The organism is Synechococcus sp. Tobar12-5m-g, assembly GCF_024345415.1.
GTDB lineage: Bacteria > Cyanobacteriota > Cyanobacteriia > PCC-6307 > Cyanobiaceae > Regnicoccus.
Window position 1 is genome coordinate 1 of record NZ_JAGQBB010000010.1, and the last position, 19,644, is coordinate 19,644.

Genomic DNA, 19,644 nt, shown 5'->3' on the forward strand with positions numbered 1-19,644 from the left:
TACCCGCCCTCTCGGGCTTCCTCGGCTCCGCGGTCTCTCAACCGCTTCTGAAACTTACAGCATCAACGGCTTCCGCCCCCTCTGCTCCAAGCCCCCTGCAACGCTCGCCTCTCGGCTCCCGCGCAGTTCATCAACCTATCACACATCTCCTCCCTCTCCTACCAACGCCTCCGCCCAGGGCAGGAAAATCTCCAGGGTGGCTCGATCTCGGGCCGCCAAAACCGGGAAATCTGTGTCGGCATGGTTCTCACCCGCCTCCAGATGCTCCGGGCTGTTCACCAGCCATCGGAGCGGACAGCCCAGCTCCGTGAGCACCAGCCAGGCCGCAGCCAGATCCCAGATCTTCGGTGTGGCCTCCAGGGCAGCCACGGTCTGTCCCATCGCCACGCTGACCAGATTGAGGCTGGCGACCCCGAGCAAGCGGATCTTGCCGGGGAACCGGCGATCGGGCAGCTTCTGCAGCACCCCGATCGAGCGGCTGCAGAGCGAGGCGCAACCGATGAGCTGCCCATGGGAGGACGGCGGCTCCAGACGCTTGCCGTTCCTCCAGGCCCCCTGGCCGCGCACAGCCACGATGCGCTGCCGCAGGGGGGGCACATCCAGAATCGCCAGAACGGGGACTCCCGCTTCGAAGCGGGCCAGGGATATCGCCCAGTAGGGAATTCCCGCCGCGAAATTGGTGGTCCCATCGAGGGGATCCACCACCCAGAAGGCCGGGGAGCCGGGGATGATCTTGTCGCCCTCCTCACTGAGAACCCCCTCCCCTGGATAGAGCTGATCCAGCCCGTGCACCAGTGTGTGATCGCTCCAGCGATCACAGGCCGTGATCAAGCTGCCATCGGCCTTGGCCTCCGCGGCCATGTGGCCGAAATCGAGACGCTGGCGGCTGGCGACGTCATCAAGAAGGGCCTGGATGGGCCAGGCTTCCAGAGGGGGAGTGGATGGGTGGGGAGGGTTCATCCGAGCTCGATCGCCAGAACCTGTCCGAGGCTGCGGCTGGTGTCATCGCGGAACTGACGCAGATTCAGCCGGGAAAGCAGCAACAGCGCCGCAAACGCCATCAGGGTTTCGATCGAGAGCACCAAAGCAAAGGGTAGAAATCGCGACGATTCCGCACTGATGGCGCGCCCCAGGTCGAGCAGGCCTCCGCCCAGCAGCTTGCCCAGGGCGCGGGACAAAGCCTGGGCCAGGCCCCACACCCCAACGAAGGTGCCCGCCGCCGCGGGCAGGGTGAGATCGAGCATCAAGCAAAGGGTGCTGTTGGTGCCGATCCCCGAAGCCAGGCCGAACACCAGCATCACCGTCTTGAGTGCAGCCACCTGAGCGGTGAGTCCTGCCAGGAGCAGCAGCAGCATCGAGCCGGCGATCAGCTGACAGCCAAGCCTCGCCGTGGCCAGAGGGCCGAGACGGGGAACGATCCACCAGCCGGCCAGCACCAGGCCGACCAGGGTTCCGGATCCCCAGAGGGCATTGAGTCCGGCGGTCGCGGCGATCGGCATGCCAAAGACTTCGGCGCCGTAACTCTCCAGCACGGGATCCTGAAGGAACAGCGCCAGGGTGAACAGGATCAGGAAGAGGAAGAAGATCGCCACCTGACGGCTGGAGGTGACAAGCTGCCAGGCCCGTTTCAAGGTGATCGCGTCGTCCCTCTCGGCGCTGCGGCTCAGGTCCGCCTGGGCCCTGGCTGGTTCCATTCCCCAGGTGGCCAGCAACGTGAGAGCGAACACCACGGCGGCCGAGCGCAGCATGAACGGCACCAGGGCTGCCTCAAGCACGGCTGGATCCTTGACCCCATCCAGATTCCTAAGACTGAGGGAGATCGCCACAGCCCCGGCGACGATGCCGACGGTGAGCATGCACCAGATGATCCCGACCGCTCTGGAGCGGTCCTTCTCTTCGGTGCGGTCGATGACCAGGGCCAGATAGGGCGTGCTGGCCATCGAAACGGCCAGCCCGTAGCAAGCAAACAACCCACAGAGCAGGGCCGCCCCCAGCACGGTGGCCTGCGAATCCTGCTGCTGGAACGCCCTGGCGAGGCTGAAAATCACCGGAACAACGAGCACCGCCAGGCCACAGAAGCAGGCGGCGCCCAACAGGATGTAGGGCGTGCGGTGTCGTCCAGCCCAGGCATAACGGTCGGAAATCTGCCCAAACAGCACCCGGGAGGGAGCAACGAACTGCTCAAACGCCAGGGCGCCCCCGACCAGAAGCGCGGGGAAGCCCAGCTCACTCACCATGACCCGGTTCAGCAGCCCGGCAAACACCACCGCCAGAAACCCCAGGCAGGCCTGAAAGAGACCGAGCCGCAAGGTGCCTGGTATGGAGAGCCGGGGGCTTGGTGAAGCAACCGGGTTCATCCGGGCGGAAGAAAAAACCGCTGTGACCTTATCAAGGACGTGAATGAAGCGATGATCGCCACCGCGTCGAAGCTCAAAGGCTGGAATCCAGCTGACAGGCCGGCTGCAGAGGCAGGGGTTCGATCGGAATCTGGGTGGCTGGATCCGCGGCCGGCTTGGTTGCCGGCAGAACCGGGGGTTTGCAGAGGGCCACCTGATCGAGGCCCGTGCGACGGCGCAGCTCCGCCAGGCGCTTGTTATACCCGGTCACGGCGCTTGCGTAGCGGACTTCGGCCTGGGTGAGATCCCGCTGCGTGTCGACAACTTCCCGCTGGGTGGTGACACCGGCCTGGAAGCGAAGGCGCGCCAACCGGAGCGACTCCCGCGCAGACGTCACCTCCCGGGTGGTGGTGGCGATATCGCGGTTGTTCTTGAGCAATTCGTAGAAGCTGGTTTCCACCTCCTGGCGGATCCCATCGCGGCGGCTGGCGAACAGAAAGCGGTTTTGCTCGGCGACCTGCTTCTGCTGGCGGTACTGGGCGGCAGCGCGGCCGCCGTCAAACAGCGACCAGCTCAGGTTGAGACCGATCGCATTGTCGACGCCGTAGGTCAGGGTGTCGGTCGTGTTTGTATTCGCAGAACTGACCGTGTTCTGACCGTTGAAACGGTTCCAACTGAAGTTGTTGACGATGCTGAGGAAGGGCTGCACCGCACCGAGCGAGGCATTGGCGTTGCTGTTGGCGATCGAGATGTCGAGAATGATCTGATCGAGTTCTTCGCGGAAGGCATAGGCCGCCACGATGCTCTCCTGCAGAGAAGGCAACCAGGACGCCAGCACCCGGGCCGGCTCCTTGGCCGTGGGCGTCACGTTCTGGGGCAGATCGAGAAAGGCGGCCAGGGTGCGGCGGGCCACGGACTGATCCGACAGCGCCGTCGTCAGCAGTTGCTGGTCGCGGGCCAGCTGGGTTTCGGCCTGCAGCACCTCCAGCTTGGTGGACACGCCCGCCTGGAAGCGGGCCCTGGCATCCCGGAGGCTCACCAGGGAGGCGCGCACCGATTCCTGGCCGATCCGCACGTTCTCATCGGCGAGCTGCAGATCGAAGTAGGCCTGGGCGACCTGGAGCCGCAGATCCCTCAGGGCGATCAGGTACTGGTTCTGGGCCTGTTCGTATTGATCCCGGGCCGCGGCGATCTGGGGCACCCGCTGGGGGTTGATCAGATCCCAGTTGATGCCGATGCTCATCCGGGCGCCATAGCTCACGGAATTTTTTGTGGTGGTTTTGTTGGGGGTGGTGCAGGGACCGTTCCTAGGGCAGGCAGGAAAGTTTGTGTCACTGCTGAAACTATTGGTCAGGCCTGGAAAGCTGTCGGTCGACGTGTTGAGGTTGATGGTGGGATACCAGGCCGAGATCTGCGCCCGCAGGTTGGATTTGGCCTGATCCACCTGGGAAGCCACCGCCTTGAGATTGGGGTTGTTCACCTCCGCGATGGTTTCCACATCCCGCAGCCCCAGGGGCCTGAGTTCCTGAATCCGCACCTGGTTGGGCTTGGTGGGCAAAGCCAGCGATGGCGGAGCTCCCAGGCGCTGGAGGCTGGGGTCGAGCTGGGTCGCCGCCGGGGCCAGCACGGTGGGATCCGACTTGGGGCGGTTGCCGATCACCGCCGGGGCCAGGGGCAGCTCGTCCGAGGCCACCGGGGGTTGCGCTGGCGAGGCCGCCGGCTGTCCCCAACCCGGCAGCGCCGAGACGGGGGCCAAGGCCATCCCTGCGAGTGCCGTGATTGCAAGGATCGAAGGCCGCACGCCAATCAGATCGTGGTTCAGCCAGAGCTTAAGGAAACGAGGCTGTTGCGCCGATGCAGGCGGCCACGAAATCATCCGCTCCATCCACCAGCCGAACCGGCACCGGGCACTGGCCACGGAACTGGTCGAGGCTCAGATCGTCGAGGAAGACCGGCGCCCCCTGGCGCAACACCACCGAAGGGAGGAGAAGCTGATCACCCAGATCCATCCCGGCCAACCCCGTCAAGAGGTCCGAGCCGGTCAGCAGCCCCGTGACCACCTGGTCCTGGCCCCAATAGGGACTGGGCAGGCCATGGAGGATCAGCTCCAGGCCACCGACGCGGTTGAGCCTCTCCACCACGGGGCAGAGGGCCTCGGCCACCAGCCGCCCCACCACCCAGCTGATCCGGCGGGGAGCCGCCAGCCGCTCCGGCAAGGTCTCGGTGGCCCGCGCCAGGGATTCGAGGAAGGCCCGGATGCTGCCGACGCCATTCTCCTGCTGGGGAAGATCCTCGTAGGCGGCGCGGGTGGGCAAAGGGAGGCCCGCCATCAGGTACCACTCATCGGAGAGCCAGGCGAAGCGGCTGCCCAGGCTGGCCAGGAAGCTGGCCTGCATCGACTCCACCTGGGCGATGACGGCCCGGGCGCAGGCACGATCGACAGGCACCAAGCCGTCCTGGCTTGGCCGGAAACGGGTCAGCCCCACCGGCACCACCGCCACGGAGAGCACCGCCGGCCAGGGTTCGGCGGCAAAGCTGGCCAGGTCGTTCAGGCTGCGCTCCAGGGCCGCACCATCGTTCAGGCCGGGACAAACCACCACCTGGGCATGGATCTGCAGCCGACGCTGGGCAAACCAGGCCAGCTGGTCCAGGAGCAACCCCGCCCGGGGATTGACCAGCAGGCGCCGCCGCAGGTCAGGATCGGTGGCATGGACCGAGACAAACAGGGGGGAGAGGCGCTGGGCCTCGATCCGCTCCCAGTCGGCCGGGGTGAGGTTGGTGAGGGTGAGATAGGAGCCGTAAAGAAAGCTGAGCCGGTAATCGTCATCCTTGACATACAGGCTGCGACGCCTGCCGGGGGGTTGCTGGTCGATGAAGCAGAAGGCGCAATGGTTGTTGCATTGCCGCAGGCCATCGAACAGCGCCTCGGTGAATCCCAGTCCCAGGCCCTCATCGGCGTCCTTCTCGATCTGCAGACGGTGAAGCGAACCCTCGGGATCCTCCACCTCAAGCAGGAGGTCTTCCTCCGCGACCAGGACCTGCAGATCGATCAGGTCCCTGGGCCTCACCCCATTGACGCTGAACAACCGGTCGCCGGGTTGAAAGCCGAGCTCCTCGCCGATCGATCCGGGCGCCACGGTGGCCACCACCGCCGGCTGCGGCGGGCGATCAGCGGGACCGGCTTGCAGCGCAACTCCGGCGGAAGGCTCATTCCACACGGAATCTGCGCTGCAGGGCCCTCCAGTGTGGACGACGGGGACCCGATCAGCCGGCTGGGCTGCCCGACCTGGCCGCCCAGGCCAGCAGAAACGCCCCGAAGCCAAGCCGGTAGGCGACGAACAGCCAGGTGCTGTGGTTCTGCAGGAAACGCAGCAACCAGGCGATCGCCAGCCAGGACACCACCGCCGCCGAAATGATCCCCACCAGCATGGGAACCGGGCCGAGCGCCGCATCGGTCGCGAAGGCCGATTTGAGCTCCACCAGGCCGGCCAGCGTGATCGCGGGGATGCCCAGCAGGAACGAGAACCGGGCCGCCGCCGATCGCTCCCAGCCATCCAACAGCGAGGCCGTCAGGGTGCTGCCGGAGCGCGACACTCCGGGGATCAGCGCCAGGGTCTGGGCCAACCCGACCCAGACTCCGTCGATGGGGCGAACCCGGGCCAGGTCGCGGCTCCGCTGGCCCAGCGTTTCGGCCAGGGCCAGGAGCAACGCCATCACGATCGAAACGATGCCGATCGAAGCGATCCCACGCAGGGGAGAGGTTTCGTAGCCCGGCCAGAACAGCTTGATCGCCAGCCCAGCCAGCACGATCGGCACCGTGCCGATCGCCATCGCCAGGCCGAGCCGCGCCGAGGGATCCTTCCACTGGCCGAGACGAAAAGCGCGGCTGATGCCACGCAGCACAGCGGCCAGGTCCTGGCGGAAATAGAGAATCACGGCCGCGATGCTGCCCAGCTGGATCACCGCGGTCACGGCGACCCCCGGATCCCCCCAACCCAGCAGCACGGGCACGACCTTGAGATGGGCCGTGCTGCTGATCGGCAGAAACTCGGTCAGCCCCTGCACGACCCCCAGCACAAGGGCATGCCAGCAGGCCTCGAAGAGGCCAATGCCAGGGGCCGATACGGCGGTGGACATCGGCACCAGGACAAACGGTTGAGAGACCGACCCTATGGCCGGACGCCCATCCAGACCACGACAGCCTTCCCTTAAGGTTGATTACCTTTCTTCACACATGCCGGTGTTCGGGGCTCCAGCCACTCTCCTGCCTGCCGCCCCATTCAGCCTGTTGCTGAGGATTCCCGTCGCTCCGGCCCAACCCTTGGCGGGGGCCTGGAATCGAGCGGCCGTGGCGGCCATGCTGGTGGTCCTGCCCGTGTTCCTGCAAGCCCCCTGGGTGCGGCTCCAGCCCTTCAGTGCGGCTGTCTTCTCCGCTGGGCTGCTGACGGCAGCGCTTCTGCTCGATCGGCTCGGCCACGGTCGCTGGCGGGAGGTTGGCCAGCTGCTGCTCGGCTTCACCGGCAGCTGGCTTGGGGGATGCCTGTTCTGGGGATGGTTCCGTCTCCATCCCGTCCTGCACCTGCCGATCGAAGCCTTTGCCCTCCCCCTGGCGCTGGCCGGCATCAACGGACGCTGGCGGATCGCCTGCAGCTTCTACCTGGCCTCCCTGGCCGGTACGGCCTGCACCGACACGGCGATGGCCCTGACCGGGGTCATCGCCTACTGGCCCCTGGTTCTGCAAGCCCCACTCGCCGAAGCCCCCGGGCTGCTGACCCTGGCCGGCCGCCAGCTGCTCCATCCCTCCGCCTTGCTGACGGTCGCCGCCGCCGGCAGCGGCTTGATCCTGGTGGCACGCCGGCTGTGGCCAGGCGGGAGCGCTTCACGGATCGCCGCAGCCGTTCTGCTCACCACCCTGGTGGTGGATGGGCTGTTTCTGGCCGCAGCCCTGCTCAGCCCCCGGCTGAGTGGCTTGATCTGAGGACCCTTCGGGAGAATTGAAGAACTGCGAATGCTCAAGCAGGTGAGCTGGGATTGCCTGGAGTGCGCCTGTAGCCTTGGCGAGGCCACGACTGGCGATCCAAACGAGGAGATTTTGCGATGAAACGGCTGGTTGCCTGGCTGATGAGCGGTGTTCTTGTTGCCGGCCTGCTTCTGTCCCTGTTGCTTCCCGCGGCCGCCCAGGCGGAGGAGCGCCGGAACGTGGCCGACGACAAGATCGCCGCGTCCGAGGGCAAGGTGGACCTGAACAACTCCCCGGTCAGAAGCTTCCAGCAGTTTCCCGGGATGTACCCCACCCTTGCCGGCAAGATCGTTTTGGGCGGGCCCTATGAAACCATCGATGATGTGTTGAGTCTTGATCTCACCGAGCGGCAGAAGGAACTCTTCGCGAAGTATCGGGACAACTTCACCATCACCCCCTCCTCCATTGCTCTCAACGAAGGGTTTGATCGCATCAACAACGGGGTCTACCGCTGAGATCCCAGCTCCCGTTCATCTCTGAAGCCGTCGGCTCCCTTCCGGCGGCTTTTTTGTTGGCTCCTTGACTGACTCCAAGGCTGCGGATGGGCCAGCACAACCGCCGCTCAGGGCGCGCTGGGATGTGGTGGTGATCGGCGGTGGTGCCGCCGGATTGATGGCCTGCCTGGAGCTCCCCGGGGCCTTTCGGGTCCTGCTGATCAGCAAGGAGAAGGCACCCCGCTCAGCCAGCCGCTGGGCCCAGGGGGGCATTGCCTCGGTGACCGGGCCCGAGGACAGTTTCGAGAGCCATCGGGACGACACCCTCAAAGCCGGCGTCGGCCTCTGCGACGCCGACGCCGTGGAGTTGCTGGTGCACCAGGCTCCTGGCTGCGTCAAGCGTTTGCTCGAGCTCGGCATGGCCTTCGATCGGGTGGACGGGGGACTGAGCGCCACCCTGGAAGCGGCCCACAGCCATCGCCGGGTTCTCCATGCCCAGGACCGAACCGGCGGGGCCCTGGTGGAGGCCCTGGAGCGGGAGGCGAGCCGGAGACCCCAGCTGACGCAGCGCAAGGGATTGGTTGCCCTGAAGCTCTGGGTCGAGCAGGGTCGCTGCTGTGGCGTTCAGGTGCTGGAGGGGGATCGGGTGCGCTGGATCCAGGCCAGGGCGGTGGTGCTGGCCAGTGGCGGCGGGGGTCATCTGTTCGAGAAAACCACCAACCCCTCCCAGGCCACCGGCGACGGGGTGGCGATGGCCTGGGAGGCCGGCGCCCAGGTGCGCGATCTCGAATTCGTTCAATTCCATCCCACGGCGCTGATGCTGCCGGGGGCTCCCCATTTCCTGATCTCCGAGGCGGTGCGGGGGGAAGGGGCCCGCCTGATCGACGAGGCGGGCCGCAGCCCGGTGGCCCAACTGCCCGGTCGGGACCTGGCCCCCCGGGATCAGGTGAGCCGCGCCCTGGTGCGGACCATGCAGGAGCAGGGGGTGGATCGGCTCTGGCTCGACCTGCGGCCCGTTGGCAGCGCGCTGCTGGAGAAGCAGTTCCCCACCATCCTCGGGCGCTGCCGCGAGCTGGGCCTGGAACCCACCACCGCTCCGATCCCGATCGCCCCAGCCGCCCACTACTGGATGGGAGGGGTCAGCACCAACCTCACGGCGGCCACCAGCCTGCCGGGCCTCTACGCCGTCGGTGAAGTGGCCTGCACGGGGGTGCACGGCGCCAACCGCCTGGCCAGCAATTCGCTGATGGAATGCCTGGTGTTCGCCCGCCAGCTGGGCAGCCTGCGCCTGGAGATCACCGAGCGGCAACCCCTGTCAGGAGCCGGGGTTGAACCCTGGATCCAGGCGGATCGCGAGTCCGGCGCCGATCTCGATGGGCCCACCCTCGCGGCCAGGATCGAAGCCCTGCGTAGGCGCTGCTGGCGTGTCGCCGGCGTGGAGCGGAGTGGGAGCCCGTTGTGGCGCGCCCTGGTCGCCACCCGGGCCGAACGCCGCGAGCTGGATCAGCAGCCGTTGCTTCAGCAGCTCGAGAGGCTCCAGCCTGGACACCAACTGCAGCTCACGGCCCAGCAACAGAGCCGCCTGCGGCCCCTCCAGGATCTGCGCCAGATGCTCACCCTGGCCGAGCTGTTGATCGAAGCAGCCCTGTTCCGGGAGGAAAGCCGCGGCGGCCATTTCCGCACCGATGCCCCCTCCCCTCAACCCTTCTGGCGGCGCCACACCGTTCAGACAAGGGGCAAGGCGATCAGCACGACAGCCCTGGGGGGCTGACTCAGGGGAGGGCAGGACCCTTGAACCCACTCCATTCGGCCAGTTTTGCCAGCGGCTTGACGCCGGAATCGAGACGCCCGTTGATCTCCCAGGTGGGAAAGCCTTCGATCTTCTTCTGTTCGCAGAGCGCCCTCTGGCTGTTCACCCCATCGGGAGCGCATTCGATGACGGTGAGCTTCGCGGTCGCCTCCTTGCCAAACAGTTCCTTCTGTTCATGGCAATGGGGACACCAGTAGGCGGAGTACATGACCGCCCCCCGTGCCTTGAGATGCTCGGCCAGGGCGAGGGTGGCCGGTGTGCTGGCGCTGACGACGGCCGGAGGCGTTCCCTTGGTGGTGAGTGCAGCCGGGCGATCGACGGAGGCCGCCCAGCCCAGCCCGACCAGCCCCACCACCAGCGCCACGATCACCCCGCGAAACACGAGCTGGCCTCGGTCTTCCCAATCGCCGCCCGCCAGGCTCAAGGCGAAGAGCGACAGGCTCAACACGGCCGAGAGCACACAGAAGAAACAGAACGCCTTGATCTTGACGATCAGCAGACCCATCAGCAGCAGGCTGAACACGACCATGCCACCGGTTACCAGGAACAGCCCCCACCAGCTCCGCTCCGAGAGGCTGGAGCGGAGCTCGCCCTTCAACACCAGCGGCAACACAGCCAGCACCAGAACCGTGGCGTAGGCAAGGAAGCCGAACAGGGAGAGGGGCTGGCCGAACAGGCTTCCCCAGACGCTGTTGAGCACCTTGTCGCAACCATCGGCTCCCCCCGGACAGCTGAGCTGCCCGATCACCCCCCAGCGCTTCAGGGTGATGGTTCCGGTGTCGATCACGCCGATGGTGGCCAGCACCGCCATCACCACCCGGATCCAGCGATGGTTGGGTTCGCCGCGGCGACGACTGCTCAGGCGGCTGGTCAGGCGGGTGGTGGTCACGGCGACGGGTGCCAGTGGGGCGATTGTGGCAGCAGCTGCTTGAGGGCCGCCACCCGCCCCGGATCCACCGGGCGGCTGATCAACCCGTCCTGCTTGAGGGCGGTGCCGGCGATCACACCGTTGCAGAAGGGGGCCAGCTGGCGCATCAGCGCCAGGGTGGCCCCGCTGCCGATCAGCACCGGCGCGCCCAGCGAGGCCGCCATCGCCGTCTCCAGGTTGGGCCGGGCGGTGGGCTGGCCGGTGCCCGCACCCGAGACGATCACCCCGTCGGCCCCGCCGCGCTGCAGGGTATCGGCCACGGCCTCGGCCATGCCGAGCGGGGCCAACGGCGCACCGTGCTTGACCAGCACATCGGCCAGGATCAGAATTGCCTCGGCCCCTAGCAGTCGACGGCGTCGCAACAACTCGGCCGCCTGACCCTCGATCACCCCCTGATCGGTCACGGTGGCACCGCTGAGCACGTTGACCCTCAGAAAGCGAGCCCCGCTGACCTGGGCAATCGCCAGGGCCGCCAGGGCGTCATTGCGGAGCACATTGATCCCCAGCGGCAAGGCGGTTTCAGCCGCCACGCATGTCGCCAGTCGGGTCATGGCCGCCACGGTCTCCGGCGGCACGGCTCCGCGCCAGAAGGGCACATCACCGAAATTCTCCACGATCAGGCCATCGGCTCCGCCATCGCGATAGGCGCGGGCATCGGCGCAGGCGGCGGCCAGCACCGCCTCGAAATCGCCCTGCCAACCAGGCGAGCCCGGCAGCGGATGGAGGTGCACCACGCCGATCAGGGGGCAGGGTTGCGGGAACAGACCCTGCCAGCGGCCGGGCGCCAGGCGCTCCTGGGGCGAGAAACCAGAAGCGGGGGGATCGGGATGCCGCATCTCATAGGGTGTTCGTATCGTGGCTTTGGCCTGACCATCCGATGAGCCAAACCGTCAGCCGGCCCACTGTGGCCTTCGCCCACCTGGGCTGTGAGAAGAACCGGGTGGACACCGAGCACATGCTGGGCCTGCTGGCCGAGGCGGGCTACGGCATCAGCGCTGACGAGAGCGACGCGGCCGTGGTGGTGGTGAACACCTGCAGCTTCATCGAGGAGGCTCGCACCGAATCGGTGCGCACCCTGGTCGAACTGGCCGAGCAGGGCAAGGAGATCATCATCGCCGGCTGCCTGGCCCAGCACTTCCAGGAGGAGCTGCTCGAATCGCTGCCGGAAGCCCGGGCGATCGTGGGCACCGGCGATTACCAGCACATCGTGGAGGTGCTCAGGCGGGTGGAGGCGGGCGAGCGGGTGAACCGGGTGAGCGCCGTTCCCACCTTCGTGGCCGACGAGCACCTGCCCCGCTACCGCACCACCTCCGAAGCGGTGGCCTACCTGAAGGTGGCCGAAGGCTGCGACTACCGCTGCGCCTTCTGCATCATTCCGAAGCTGCGGGGCGACCAGCGTTCGCGGCCGATCGAATCGATCGTGGCCGAGGCCCAGCAACTGGCGGCCCAGGGGGTCAAGGAGCTGATCCTGATCAGTCAGATCACCACCAACTACGGCCTCGACCTCTACGGAAAACCCCGCCTGGCCGAGCTGCTGAGGGCCCTCGGTGAGGTGGAGATTCCCTGGATCCGGGTGCACTACGCCTACCCCACCGGCCTCACCCCCGAGGTGCTCGCCGCCTACCGGGAGGTGCCCAACGTGCTGCCCTACCTGGATCTGCCGCTGCAGCACAGCCACCCCGAGGTGCTGCGGGCCATGAACCGCCCCTGGCAAACCAACGTGAACAGTGCCCTGCTCGAGCGCATCCGCTCCCAGCTGCCCGATGCGGTGCTGCGCACCACCTTCATCGTCGGCTTCCCGGGTGAAACCGAGGAGCATTTCCAACACCTGCTGAACTTCGTCGAGGGGCAGCTCTTCGACCATGTCGGCGTGTTCACGTTTTCCTCGGAGGAGGGAACCGCGGCGGCCGATCTGCCGGATCCGGTGGCGCCCGAGATCGCCGCAGAACGCCGGGACCGGCTGATGGCCCTGCAGCAACCGATCGCCACCGATCGCAACGCCGCCTGGCTGGGCCGCACCGTCGAGGTGCTGATTGAGCAGGAGAACCCCTCCACGGGCGCCATGCTGGGCCGCTGCGCCCGCTTCGCCCCCGATGTGGATGGTGAGGTGCGCGTCAGCCCGGGGGAAGGGGGCCTCTGTGCCGCCCCGGGCACCATGGTGCCGGTGCGGATCACCGCAGCCGACACCTACGACCTGGAAGGTTCTGTGGTGAGGGTTGGTGCTTGAGGGGCTGGATCCAACGGAACCAGCGCACCACCTTTCTGATCGCCTCCGGGCTCAGCACCGCCGGTTCGTTCGCGGGGATCACGGCCAAGGGCTGGATCCTGATGCACGACACCGCCAACCCCTTGCTGCTGGCCCTGCACTTCGGCGCCCTGGCGATGCCCAGCCTGCTGGTGAGTGGCTCTGCCGGCGTGCTCACCGACCGGATCGGCTGCGAGCGGGTGCTGATCCGCTCCCAGTGGGGGCTGTTGGCGGGGGCCTCGCTCGGGGCAATTGCCATCCCACTGCTGGCCGGCTCCGCCCAGGTGGTGTTGCTGTTGCTGAGCACCCTCGTCGTGGGGATCTCCAGCGCCTTCGAACTCACCGCCCGCAACAAATACTGCGCCCTGCTGGTGGATGAACCCCAGCAGCTGGCCCCTTACCTCACCAGCTTTTCGGTGGTGTTCAACGTGGGGAAGCTGGTGGGGCCACCGATCGGAGGCCTGCTGCTCGCCCTGAGCGGCCCCACGGCGGCCCTCACCATCGACGCGGCCAGCTACCTGCTGCCGATCGCCACCGTGCTCTGGCTGCTCAATCCCCACAGGGAAACCGAGCAGCGAAGCCAGCGGGGCCAGGCCGCTTCCCTGGCCACGGCCTGGCGGGAATGCGGCGCCCCCCTGCGCCATGTGCTGGTGTTCACGGCCCTGGCCTGCCTGGCCGTGTTCTTCCACCCGGGGCTTGCTCCCCTGATCGCCAGGCAGGTACTCGGGCCCAGCCCCCAGGCCCTGGGCCTGTTCACCAGCGTGCTGGCCGCCGGGAGCATCAGCGGTGGCCTGCTGCTGCAACGCCACAGTCTCTGGCTCAGCCAGAGACCCTCCCTGCTGCTGGGGGGCTGCACGCTGCTGACCAGCCTGGCCCAACTCGGCATGGCCCTGCCGGCTGGTGGGAACTTCAAACTGGCGATGACCTTCTGCATCGGCGCCGGCACCGCCGGTCTGCTGGCCGGCAGCAACGTGATCACCCAGGTGGCCTCCGCGCCTGTGCTACGGGGCCGCATGGCCGGGTTGGGACAGATCGCCTTCCTGGGCGGCGGCGGCCTGAGCGGATTGCTGGCGGCGGGCCTCAGCCTTCGGCTCGGATTGCAGGCCACCTTTGCCGTGATGGGCGGTGTCGGGATGGCCCTTGCCGTCTGGGAACTGATTCACCGTCCCCGCACCTTGCTGCGAGCCCCCGGAGTCAGATCAGCTTGATCCCCCGGAGCACGGTGGAGAGCAGGAAGGCGGTGGCAAGCCCTGCCCCGACCAGTCCCAGATAAAGCACCACGCCCATGGTTGCCGAAGGCACACAGCGCTGCCATTAGAGCAGAACAAGGCCCGATCGTTGGAGCAGCGCCTAGGGTGGCCACCAATCAACACGGGACCAGAGCGGCTTTGCGGAACGAAAGGTCTGCACTGCGGAACAAAAGGTCTGCGTGGAATCCATCGACACCCCGGAACGGCATGCGCGCCCTGCTCATCTACCCGGAATTCCCCAAGACCTTCTGGAGCTACGAGAAGATTCTCGAGCTGGTCAATCGCAAGGTGCTGCTGCCCCCACTGGGCATGGTCACCGTGGCCGCCCTGCTTCCCCAGCACTGGGAGTTCAAGCTGGCCGACCGCAACGTGCGGGAGGTCACTGAAGAGGAATGGAACTGGGCTGAACTGGTGATCATTTCGGGGATGATCGTGCAGAAGGCCGACATGGCCGCCCAGATGGCCAAGGCCAAGCAGCGGGGGCTGCCCGTGGCCGTGGGCGGTCCGTTCGCCAGTTCAACGCCGGATGCGCCCGAGCTGGATCTCGCCGACTTCAAGATTCTCGATGAAGGGGAAATCACACTCCCCATGTTCGTTGAGGCGATCGAGCGGGGAGACAGCCAGGGCCGTTTCTCCTCCAATGGCGAGAAGCCGGATGTCACCGGCACCCCAATCCCCCGCTTCGACCTGCTCGAGCTCGATGCCTACGACTCGATGTCGGTGCAATTCTCCAGGGGCTGTCCGTTTCAGTGCGAATTCTGCGACATCATCGTGCTGTATGGGCGCAAGCCCCGCACGAAATCACCAGACCAACTGATTGCCGAGTTGCAATCCCTCTACGATCTCGGCTGGCGGCGTTCGATCTTTTTGGTTGACGATAACTTCATCGGCAACAAGCGCAACGCCAAGTTGTTGCTGCCTGCCATCAAGGAATGGCAGATCGAGCATGGCTATCCCTTCAGCTTCGCCACCGAAGCCTCCGTGGATCTGGCCTCCGATGAGGAGATGATGCAGATGATGGCCGAGAGCCGTTTCGACAGTGTGTTTCTCGGCATCGAAACCCCCGACGAAGCCAGCCTGGAGACAGCCAAGAAACTCCAGAACATGCGCAGTTCCCTGGAGGAATCCGTGGATCGGATCACCTCCTATGGCATCCGTGTGATGGCCGGGTTCATCATCGGCTTCGATGGGGAAAAAACCGGCGCCGGCCAGCGCATTGTTGAATTCGTGACCCGCACCGGCATCCCCGCCGCCATGATGGGCATGCTCCAGGCCCTTCCCAACACGGGGCTCTGGTATCGCCTGGAGAAGGAGGGGCGGCTGGTGCAGGACAAGGCGGCCGCCAAGGGGGTCAACCAGACCAATCTGCTGAACTTCGTTCCGACGAGGCCCATCCGCGAGATTGCCAACGAATACGTGGATGCCTTCTGTGCCCTCTATGAACCCAATGCCTACATGGACAGGGTTTATCACTATTACCTCAAGGTGGGAACTCCGCGCTGGCAGAAGTTCCTCAAGCCGGCCGATGCCGCCGCCAAGCTGCCCAGCTGGACCGATGTCCGGGCTCTTGCGATCGTGGTCTGGCGTCAGGGAATCCGGCGGGACACCCGCGGCCGCTTCTGGCGCTACATGCTGGGGATTGCCCGGCAGAATCCCGCCCAGCTGGAGCAATTCCTCGTTGTGCTGGCCCACAACGAACACTTCATGGAATACCGCAGCGTGGTGACCCTCGAAATCGAAAGCCAGCTCAAGACCCTGCCACCGGAACTTCCGCCTCCATCGGCGGTGGTCAAAGAGTTGCAACCGGCCTGACCGAGCCTGAGCGGGCCCCTAATCCTGGATGTAGGGCCTGCCTTCCCTCAGGCAGGCCTCGGCTTTCTGCAGTTCCCTGCCGAGATAGAGGGCATGGTCCAGGCGACTGACCGGTAGGGGATCCCCCTCCTCGGTCAAGCGAATTCCCAGCTCCTTGGCCGTACGGCCTTCATACACCTTCGCGGGCAACCTTGGATCGCCGCCACGGCAACTGAGCACGGCGCCGGTGTCGGGATCGGTGGCCAGGCCCCGGTCATTGATCGCATTGGGGTAATGCTCGGCAATCAGCAGGCCAGCGGCTGTATCCACCTTGATCAGCAGATAACCGGCGGGATCGAGAGCAATGAAACGGTCGGAGAGGCGTGCATCGAGGATGTCCCCTGCCTGCTCCGAGAACAACGCAGCGCTCTCGATCAATGGCGTAGCCAATGGCTCGGCTTTGTTCTGCTCCATGGGTCGAGCGTGCTTGATCCGATACTGATCAGGCCATGAACCCTAGTCCGCCTCCAGGGGCAGCTCCCGGCGACTGAAGGGAAGCTCGGCGTTCACCGCCTCCAGCTCCTCCAGCAACTGGGCGTTGGCAAGCGGCAACCAGTTGCGCAGAATCCGATCGAAGCCACGGTCTTGCCAGCGATGCAGGCTGGCCCGAGGCTGGGCGATGAAGCCGCGGCGACGCTTGTGGCTGCCGCCGGCACCGGGATCGAAGCTGCGGATGCCCTGCTCGATCGCCCAGGCGATCGGCGCGTAGTAGCACACCTCGAAGTGCAGGTTTTCAATCTCCTCGCTGCTGCCCCAGTAGCGCCCCCAGAGCGACGCTGCCGTGTAGACGCAGAGCGACAGAGCGACCGGATCACGCGGATCACCGCGATGGGCACTGAACAAGACGATGTTGGGGCGCAGCTCGGCGGCGGCGAAACGGAAGAACTCTTCGGTGAGGTACTTGCTGCCCCAGGCCCCCCAGCGGTCACAGTGCCGGGCATAGAACCCGTGCATGCGGTGCACCATCCCCTCGGAGAGGTCCTCCCCCGCCAATGCCGTCACCGTGAGTCCCGCCGCGGCGATCGAGCGCCGCTCACGGCGGATGTTGCGGCGCTGGTTGGCATTGAAGCTGGCCAGGTAATCGTCGAAACAGGTGAAGCCATCGTTGCTCCAGAGGCTCTGCTGGTTCAGCCAGGTGGCACAGCCGGCCTGCTCCGCCAGCAGCTGCCAGCTGGGATCGACGTAGAGAAAGTTGCAGCTCAGGATGCGTTGCTCGCGGCAGAACGCGTCGATCAGCTCCAGCATCACCGCGGTGAGGGCGGCGGCGTCTTCGCCGGGGGCGACATGGAAGCGGTAGCCCTCCACCGGGCTGAGCGGACTCATGCCCAGCAGCTTCGGGTAATAGCGCAGGCCCAGCTGACCAGCCAGCTGGGCGAAGGACTGGTCGAAGACGAACTCGCCGTAGCTGTGTCCCTTGAGGTAGAGCGGCGCAACGGCCACCAGGGTCTGGTCCCGCCACAGGCCGAGGTGGCAAGGCTGCCAACCCTGCCGGGGGACGACGCTGCCGGATGTCTCCAGCCCGTGCAGCCAGCGCCAGTCGTAGAAGGGCAGACCGGCAGCCGCCGTAAGCGCCTGCCACTGGGCCTCCGGGATCTCGCCGATCGCCCGGTGCCAGCGGGCCTGCAGCTCAGCCATGGGGGGCAAATCCGATCCGACCGAGTGGCGGCTGCGCAAAACTAACGGGATGACCCGAACAGCGGTGCGCCGCGCACCCAGCCCGACAGCCTGGCTCCTGGGAGCCCTCGGCACCGCGATGCTCGCCACGCCAGCTCAGGCCAGCCTGCTGGGGCCGGTGCTCCAATTGTTGCGGCCCCAGTTGGAGCAGCGCCTCACCCGCCTCTGCCTCACTGTGGCGGCCGGGGGCCAGGGCGCCCTGGAGCGGAGCCTGCAGGAGCCCTGCCGCCAGCTGGCGGGTCCGGCCAGCCGGTGCCTGATCCAGGAGGCCGAAACCAGCGGCCGCAGCTTCGGGGTGATCACCGAGCTGGTGGCGGGCCGCTTCGGCGATGACAGCGAGGTGGTGGTGAAACGCTGCGCTGCCAGGCTGCTGGGGCTCCCCCCCGAGACGCTCAAGGAGGTGCCGATACGGGAGCTGAAGCAACGCTTCGGACTCCCGGCCGGTTAGCCCCCGTTCGCTTGATGCTCCCCCGGTCGCCTGCGGTAGCGAAGCAGCAGCTCCCCACCGCCGAGAGCGCGGTGCTCCTCCAGGTCCCAGCCCGTGCCGGGCGGCAGCGCCGGTGCAGGGCACCAGCCATGCCCTCCCCCCAACAGCACGGGGCAGAGGGTGAGCTGGAGTTCATCCACCCAGGCACCGGCCAACAGCGATGCCGCCAGCTCGGCTCCGCCCAGCAACACCAGCCGCTCCAGCCCCAGGCGCCGGAGCTCGGGCAAGCTGCTCGCCCAGGTCCGGACCATGAACCGGCGATCGAACCCGGGTGTGAGCGGGCCAGGGTCAGACGGCCTGGCCGGGTCCGCCTCAGCCCCCAGGAGCAACCAGCGCTGCAGCGGCTGCTCGAAAAAGGGCAGGGCAGCCTCAAAGGCCCCGCTGCGGCTGGCCACCAGGGCAATCGGCTGGGGAGAACGCTGAGCCTGCTGCCGCGCCTGGAGCAACTCAGGGCGGTGGATCAGGCAGGTGGAGCGGTGCAGCCGCAGGGTGCGGGCGCCGATCAGGCAACCATCCGCCCAGGCCAGGGCTTCCTCCAGAACCCGGCGGTCACCACGGCCCCCCAGCTGGGCGGCCCCACCGGCTGGGGGGGCCAACTTTCCGTCGAGGCTGATCGCCAGCACCAGACGCAGCTCGGGCAGGAGGCTCAAACGGCGGCGAGGACCTCCAGGGCGGCCGGGCGCATGTCGAGCAGGGGCGTTTCCGCGAAGACTTCGGCCGCATTGTTGGGGCTTTCCTGCAGCCGCACCTTGTGGAGGCTGGCCCCGATGGCGGCGATTGGCGCGCTGAGCAGGTCAACGATGTGCAGGGCGATGTTCTCGGCGGTGGGGACACAGCGGGCGAAGTGCTCCACATCCTTGTTGAGGAAGGTGTGGTCGAAGGGCTCCACCACAAGGTTTTGGACGAGTTGCTGCAGCTCAGCAAGATCGCAGACCATGCCGGTGCGGGGATCGATCCTGCCCCGGACCGTGACATCGAGCAGGTAGTTGTGGCCGTGGCCATGGGGGCGGGCGCACTTGCCGTAAATCCGTTCGTTCTCGGCCTGGGAGAGCTCGGGGCGGGCCAGGCGGTGGGCGGCGGCGAAATGGGTGCGAATCGAGAGGAAGGCTTCCATGGAGTTGTCGAGCACGTCGGCCCAGAGGGTGGGTTGTTCGTAGAGGCGCAGGCCGATCAGGGGGAGATGGGGCGCCAGCCGCTGCCAGATCGCCTGGCAGAGGGCCTCGGTGGTGGGCAGCCGGCCGTCGGGTGCGCTGAGATCGAATTCGGGCCAGCAGTCGTTGAGGAAACGGAAATCCAGCTGGTCGGTCACCTCGCGGCGGATGGCGTGCTTGACCTCCGAGAGGTTCAGCACCATGCCGTCCTCATCAAGACCGCCACCCATCGCCACGATCAGTTCGTAGTTGTGGCCATGGCCGGGGGCGAGACTGCAACGGCCGAAGTGCACCTGGTTCTGGGCTTCGCTGAGCTCGGGCAAGCGGTAGAGGTGGCTGGAGCTGAAGGTGGCGCGGCGGGTGATCACGCAGGGTCGGCCCTGTCCATGGGCCACTGGGCCGTTGATCATCACCCCGGGGGCCTGCATCGGGTTTCCCATCGTGTTGCAGCATCCTAA

At 66.6% G+C, this 19,644-nt stretch carries 19 protein-coding genes; 7 read left to right on the top strand and 12 right to left on the bottom strand.

Features of this window, described 5'->3' with window-relative positions; translation table 11 throughout:
* Positions 1 to 138: 138 nt before the first annotated feature.
* The 5 genes from KBY66_RS07615 to KBY66_RS07635 all read right to left on the bottom strand — a co-directional run bounded on the left by KBY66_RS07615 (position 139) and on the right by KBY66_RS07635 (position 6,473).
* Positions 139 to 960: an inositol monophosphatase family protein gene (locus tag KBY66_RS07615; RefSeq protein WP_255088704.1), complete on the bottom strand. Its 822-nt coding sequence runs from the start codon at positions 958 to 960 to the stop codon at positions 139 to 141.
* Complete coding sequence (locus KBY66_RS07620) at positions 957 to 2,357, bottom strand: BCD family MFS transporter (protein WP_399225022.1); 1,401 nt, start codon at positions 2,355 to 2,357, stop codon at positions 957 to 959. Before KBY66_RS07620 ends, KBY66_RS07615 begins: the two co-directional genes overlap by 4 nt.
* Before the next feature lie 73 nt (positions 2,358 to 2,430).
* Positions 2,431 to 4,098: a TolC family protein gene (locus tag KBY66_RS07625; protein ID WP_255088705.1), complete on the bottom strand. Its 1,668-nt coding sequence runs from the start codon at positions 4,096 to 4,098 to the stop codon at positions 2,431 to 2,433.
* A 67-nt stretch (positions 4,099 to 4,165) separates the two neighbouring features.
* Entirely contained in the window at positions 4,166 to 5,554 is a 1,389-nt protein-coding gene (locus KBY66_RS07630; RefSeq protein ID WP_255088706.1) for a TIGR03279 family radical SAM protein, read from the bottom strand.
* 46 nt (positions 5,555 to 5,600) lie between these two features.
* Entirely contained in the window at positions 5,601 to 6,473 is an 873-nt protein-coding gene (locus KBY66_RS07635) for an undecaprenyl-diphosphate phosphatase (RefSeq protein ID WP_255088812.1), read from the bottom strand.
* Between the two features lie 97 nt (positions 6,474 to 6,570).
* On the opposite strand from KBY66_RS07635, the gene KBY66_RS07640 reads away from it, so the two are divergent.
* From KBY66_RS07640 to nadB, 3 genes are all read left to right on the top strand, one after another.
* Positions 6,571 to 7,314 carry a DUF3120 domain-containing protein gene (locus tag KBY66_RS07640; RefSeq protein ID WP_255088707.1) on the top strand — a complete coding sequence of 248 codons (744 nt, stop codon included), beginning with the start codon at positions 6,571 to 6,573 and terminating at the stop codon, positions 7,312 to 7,314.
* 119 nt (positions 7,315 to 7,433) lie between these two features.
* Positions 7,434 to 7,811 (top strand): photosystem II complex extrinsic protein PsbU, encoded by a 378-nt coding sequence (psbU, locus tag KBY66_RS07645; RefSeq protein WP_255088708.1) that lies wholly within the window; start codon positions 7,434 to 7,436, stop codon positions 7,809 to 7,811.
* A gap of 157 nt (positions 7,812 to 7,968) precedes the next feature.
* Entirely contained in the window at positions 7,969 to 9,561 is a 1,593-nt protein-coding gene (nadB, locus tag KBY66_RS07650; protein ID WP_399225066.1) for an L-aspartate oxidase, read from the top strand.
* Position 9,562: 1 nt separating this feature from the next.
* Here nadB and KBY66_RS07655 read toward each other — a convergent pair whose 3' ends face one another.
* Together KBY66_RS07655 and KBY66_RS07660 are read right to left on the bottom strand one after the other, a co-directional pair.
* The gene (locus KBY66_RS07655; protein WP_255088710.1) at positions 9,563 to 10,489 is read right to left on the bottom strand and encodes a vitamin K epoxide reductase family protein; all 927 of its coding nucleotides are present in this window, start codon (positions 10,487 to 10,489) and stop codon (positions 9,563 to 9,565) included.
* Positions 10,486 to 11,364 (bottom strand): BtpA/SgcQ family protein, encoded by an 879-nt coding sequence (locus tag KBY66_RS07660; protein WP_255088711.1) that lies wholly within the window; start codon positions 11,362 to 11,364, stop codon positions 10,486 to 10,488. The genes KBY66_RS07655 and KBY66_RS07660 overlap by 4 nt, the downstream gene beginning before the upstream one ends.
* Positions 11,365 to 11,405: 41 nt before the next feature.
* Between KBY66_RS07660 and rimO the strand changes: the two genes are divergently transcribed.
* Together rimO and KBY66_RS07670 are read left to right on the top strand one after the other, a co-directional pair.
* Positions 11,406 to 12,755 (top strand): 30S ribosomal protein S12 methylthiotransferase RimO, encoded by a 1,350-nt coding sequence (gene rimO / locus KBY66_RS07665; RefSeq protein ID WP_255088712.1) that lies wholly within the window; start codon positions 11,406 to 11,408, stop codon positions 12,753 to 12,755.
* Positions 12,752 to 13,981 carry an MFS transporter gene (locus KBY66_RS07670; RefSeq protein ID WP_255088713.1) on the top strand — a complete coding sequence of 410 codons (1,230 nt, stop codon included), beginning with the start codon at positions 12,752 to 12,754 and terminating at the stop codon, positions 13,979 to 13,981. Before rimO ends, KBY66_RS07670 begins: the two co-directional genes overlap by 4 nt.
* Here KBY66_RS07670 and KBY66_RS07675 read toward each other — a convergent pair.
* Complete coding sequence (locus KBY66_RS07675) at positions 13,968 to 14,075, bottom strand: cytochrome B6 (protein WP_255088714.1); 108 nt, start codon at positions 14,073 to 14,075, stop codon at positions 13,968 to 13,970. The two genes, KBY66_RS07670 and KBY66_RS07675, sit on opposite strands and share 14 nt — an antisense overlap.
* A gap of 155 nt (positions 14,076 to 14,230) precedes the next feature.
* On the opposite strand from KBY66_RS07675, the gene KBY66_RS07680 reads away from it, so the two are divergent.
* Entirely contained in the window at positions 14,231 to 15,835 is a 1,605-nt protein-coding gene (locus tag KBY66_RS07680) for a B12-binding domain-containing radical SAM protein (protein WP_255088715.1), read from the top strand.
* Positions 15,836 to 15,853: 18 nt separating this feature from the next.
* On the opposite strand, the gene KBY66_RS07685 is transcribed toward KBY66_RS07680, so the two are convergent.
* Positions 15,854 to 16,288, bottom strand: a complete 435-nt coding sequence (locus KBY66_RS07685; RefSeq protein ID WP_255088716.1) for a DUF4346 domain-containing protein — start codon at positions 16,286 to 16,288, stop codon at positions 15,854 to 15,856.
* 42 nt (positions 16,289 to 16,330) lie between these two features.
* Positions 16,331 to 17,509 (bottom strand): GNAT family N-acetyltransferase, encoded by a 1,179-nt coding sequence (locus KBY66_RS07690; protein WP_255088717.1) that lies wholly within the window; start codon positions 17,507 to 17,509, stop codon positions 16,331 to 16,333.
* Between KBY66_RS07690 and KBY66_RS07695 the strand changes: the two genes are divergently transcribed.
* Positions 17,508 to 17,996 carry a hypothetical protein gene (locus KBY66_RS07695; RefSeq protein ID WP_255088718.1) on the top strand — a complete coding sequence of 163 codons (489 nt, stop codon included), beginning with the start codon at positions 17,508 to 17,510 and terminating at the stop codon, positions 17,994 to 17,996. The genes KBY66_RS07690 and KBY66_RS07695 overlap by 2 nt on opposite strands.
* On the opposite strand, the gene KBY66_RS07700 is transcribed toward KBY66_RS07695, so the two are convergent.
* Both KBY66_RS07700 and KBY66_RS07705 read right to left on the bottom strand, forming a co-directional pair.
* Positions 17,993 to 18,676 carry a RibD family protein gene (locus KBY66_RS07700; RefSeq protein ID WP_255088813.1) on the bottom strand — a complete coding sequence of 228 codons (684 nt, stop codon included), beginning with the start codon at positions 18,674 to 18,676 and terminating at the stop codon, positions 17,993 to 17,995. The two genes, KBY66_RS07695 and KBY66_RS07700, sit on opposite strands and share 4 nt — an antisense overlap.
* Before the next feature lie 5 nt (positions 18,677 to 18,681).
* The gene (locus KBY66_RS07705; RefSeq protein WP_255088719.1) at positions 18,682 to 19,614 is read right to left on the bottom strand and encodes a 6-carboxytetrahydropterin synthase; all 933 of its coding nucleotides are present in this window, start codon (positions 19,612 to 19,614) and stop codon (positions 18,682 to 18,684) included.
* Positions 19,615 to 19,644: the final 30 nt, after the last annotated feature.

Coding starts and splice junctions, on each gene's coding strand:
- KBY66_RS07705 (WP_255088719.1), bottom strand. CDS start 19,614: ATGCAGGCCCCCGGGGTGATGATCAACGGCCCAGTGGCCCATGGACAG.
- KBY66_RS07615 (WP_255088704.1), bottom strand. CDS start 960: ATGAACCCTCCCCACCCATCCACTCCCCCTCTGGAAGCCTGGCCCATC.
- KBY66_RS07635 (WP_255088812.1), bottom strand. CDS start 6,473: ATGTCCACCGCCGTATCGGCCCCTGGCATTGGCCTCTTCGAGGCCTGC.
- KBY66_RS07690 (WP_255088717.1), bottom strand. CDS start 17,509: ATGGCTGAGCTGCAGGCCCGCTGGCACCGGGCGATCGGCGAGATCCCG.
- nadB (WP_399225066.1), top strand. CDS start 7,969: ATGGCCTGCCTGGAGCTCCCCGGGGCCTTTCGGGTCCTGCTGATCAGC.
- KBY66_RS07695 (WP_255088718.1), top strand. CDS start 17,508: ATGGGGGGCAAATCCGATCCGACCGAGTGGCGGCTGCGCAAAACTAAC.
- KBY66_RS07660 (WP_255088711.1), bottom strand. CDS start 11,364: ATGCGGCATCCCGATCCCCCCGCTTCTGGTTTCTCGCCCCAGGAGCGC.
- KBY66_RS07620 (WP_399225022.1), bottom strand. CDS start 2,357: ATGAACCCGGTTGCTTCACCAAGCCCCCGGCTCTCCATACCAGGCACC.
- KBY66_RS07680 (WP_255088715.1), top strand. CDS start 14,231: ATGCGCGCCCTGCTCATCTACCCGGAATTCCCCAAGACCTTCTGGAGC.
- KBY66_RS07685 (WP_255088716.1), bottom strand. CDS start 16,288: ATGGAGCAGAACAAAGCCGAGCCATTGGCTACGCCATTGATCGAGAGC.
- psbU (WP_255088708.1), top strand. CDS start 7,434: ATGAAACGGCTGGTTGCCTGGCTGATGAGCGGTGTTCTTGTTGCCGGC.
- KBY66_RS07640 (WP_255088707.1), top strand. CDS start 6,571: ATGCCGGTGTTCGGGGCTCCAGCCACTCTCCTGCCTGCCGCCCCATTC.
- KBY66_RS07625 (WP_255088705.1), bottom strand. CDS start 4,098: ATGGCCTTGGCCCCCGTCTCGGCGCTGCCGGGTTGGGGACAGCCGGCG.
- rimO (WP_255088712.1), top strand. CDS start 11,406: ATGAGCCAAACCGTCAGCCGGCCCACTGTGGCCTTCGCCCACCTGGGC.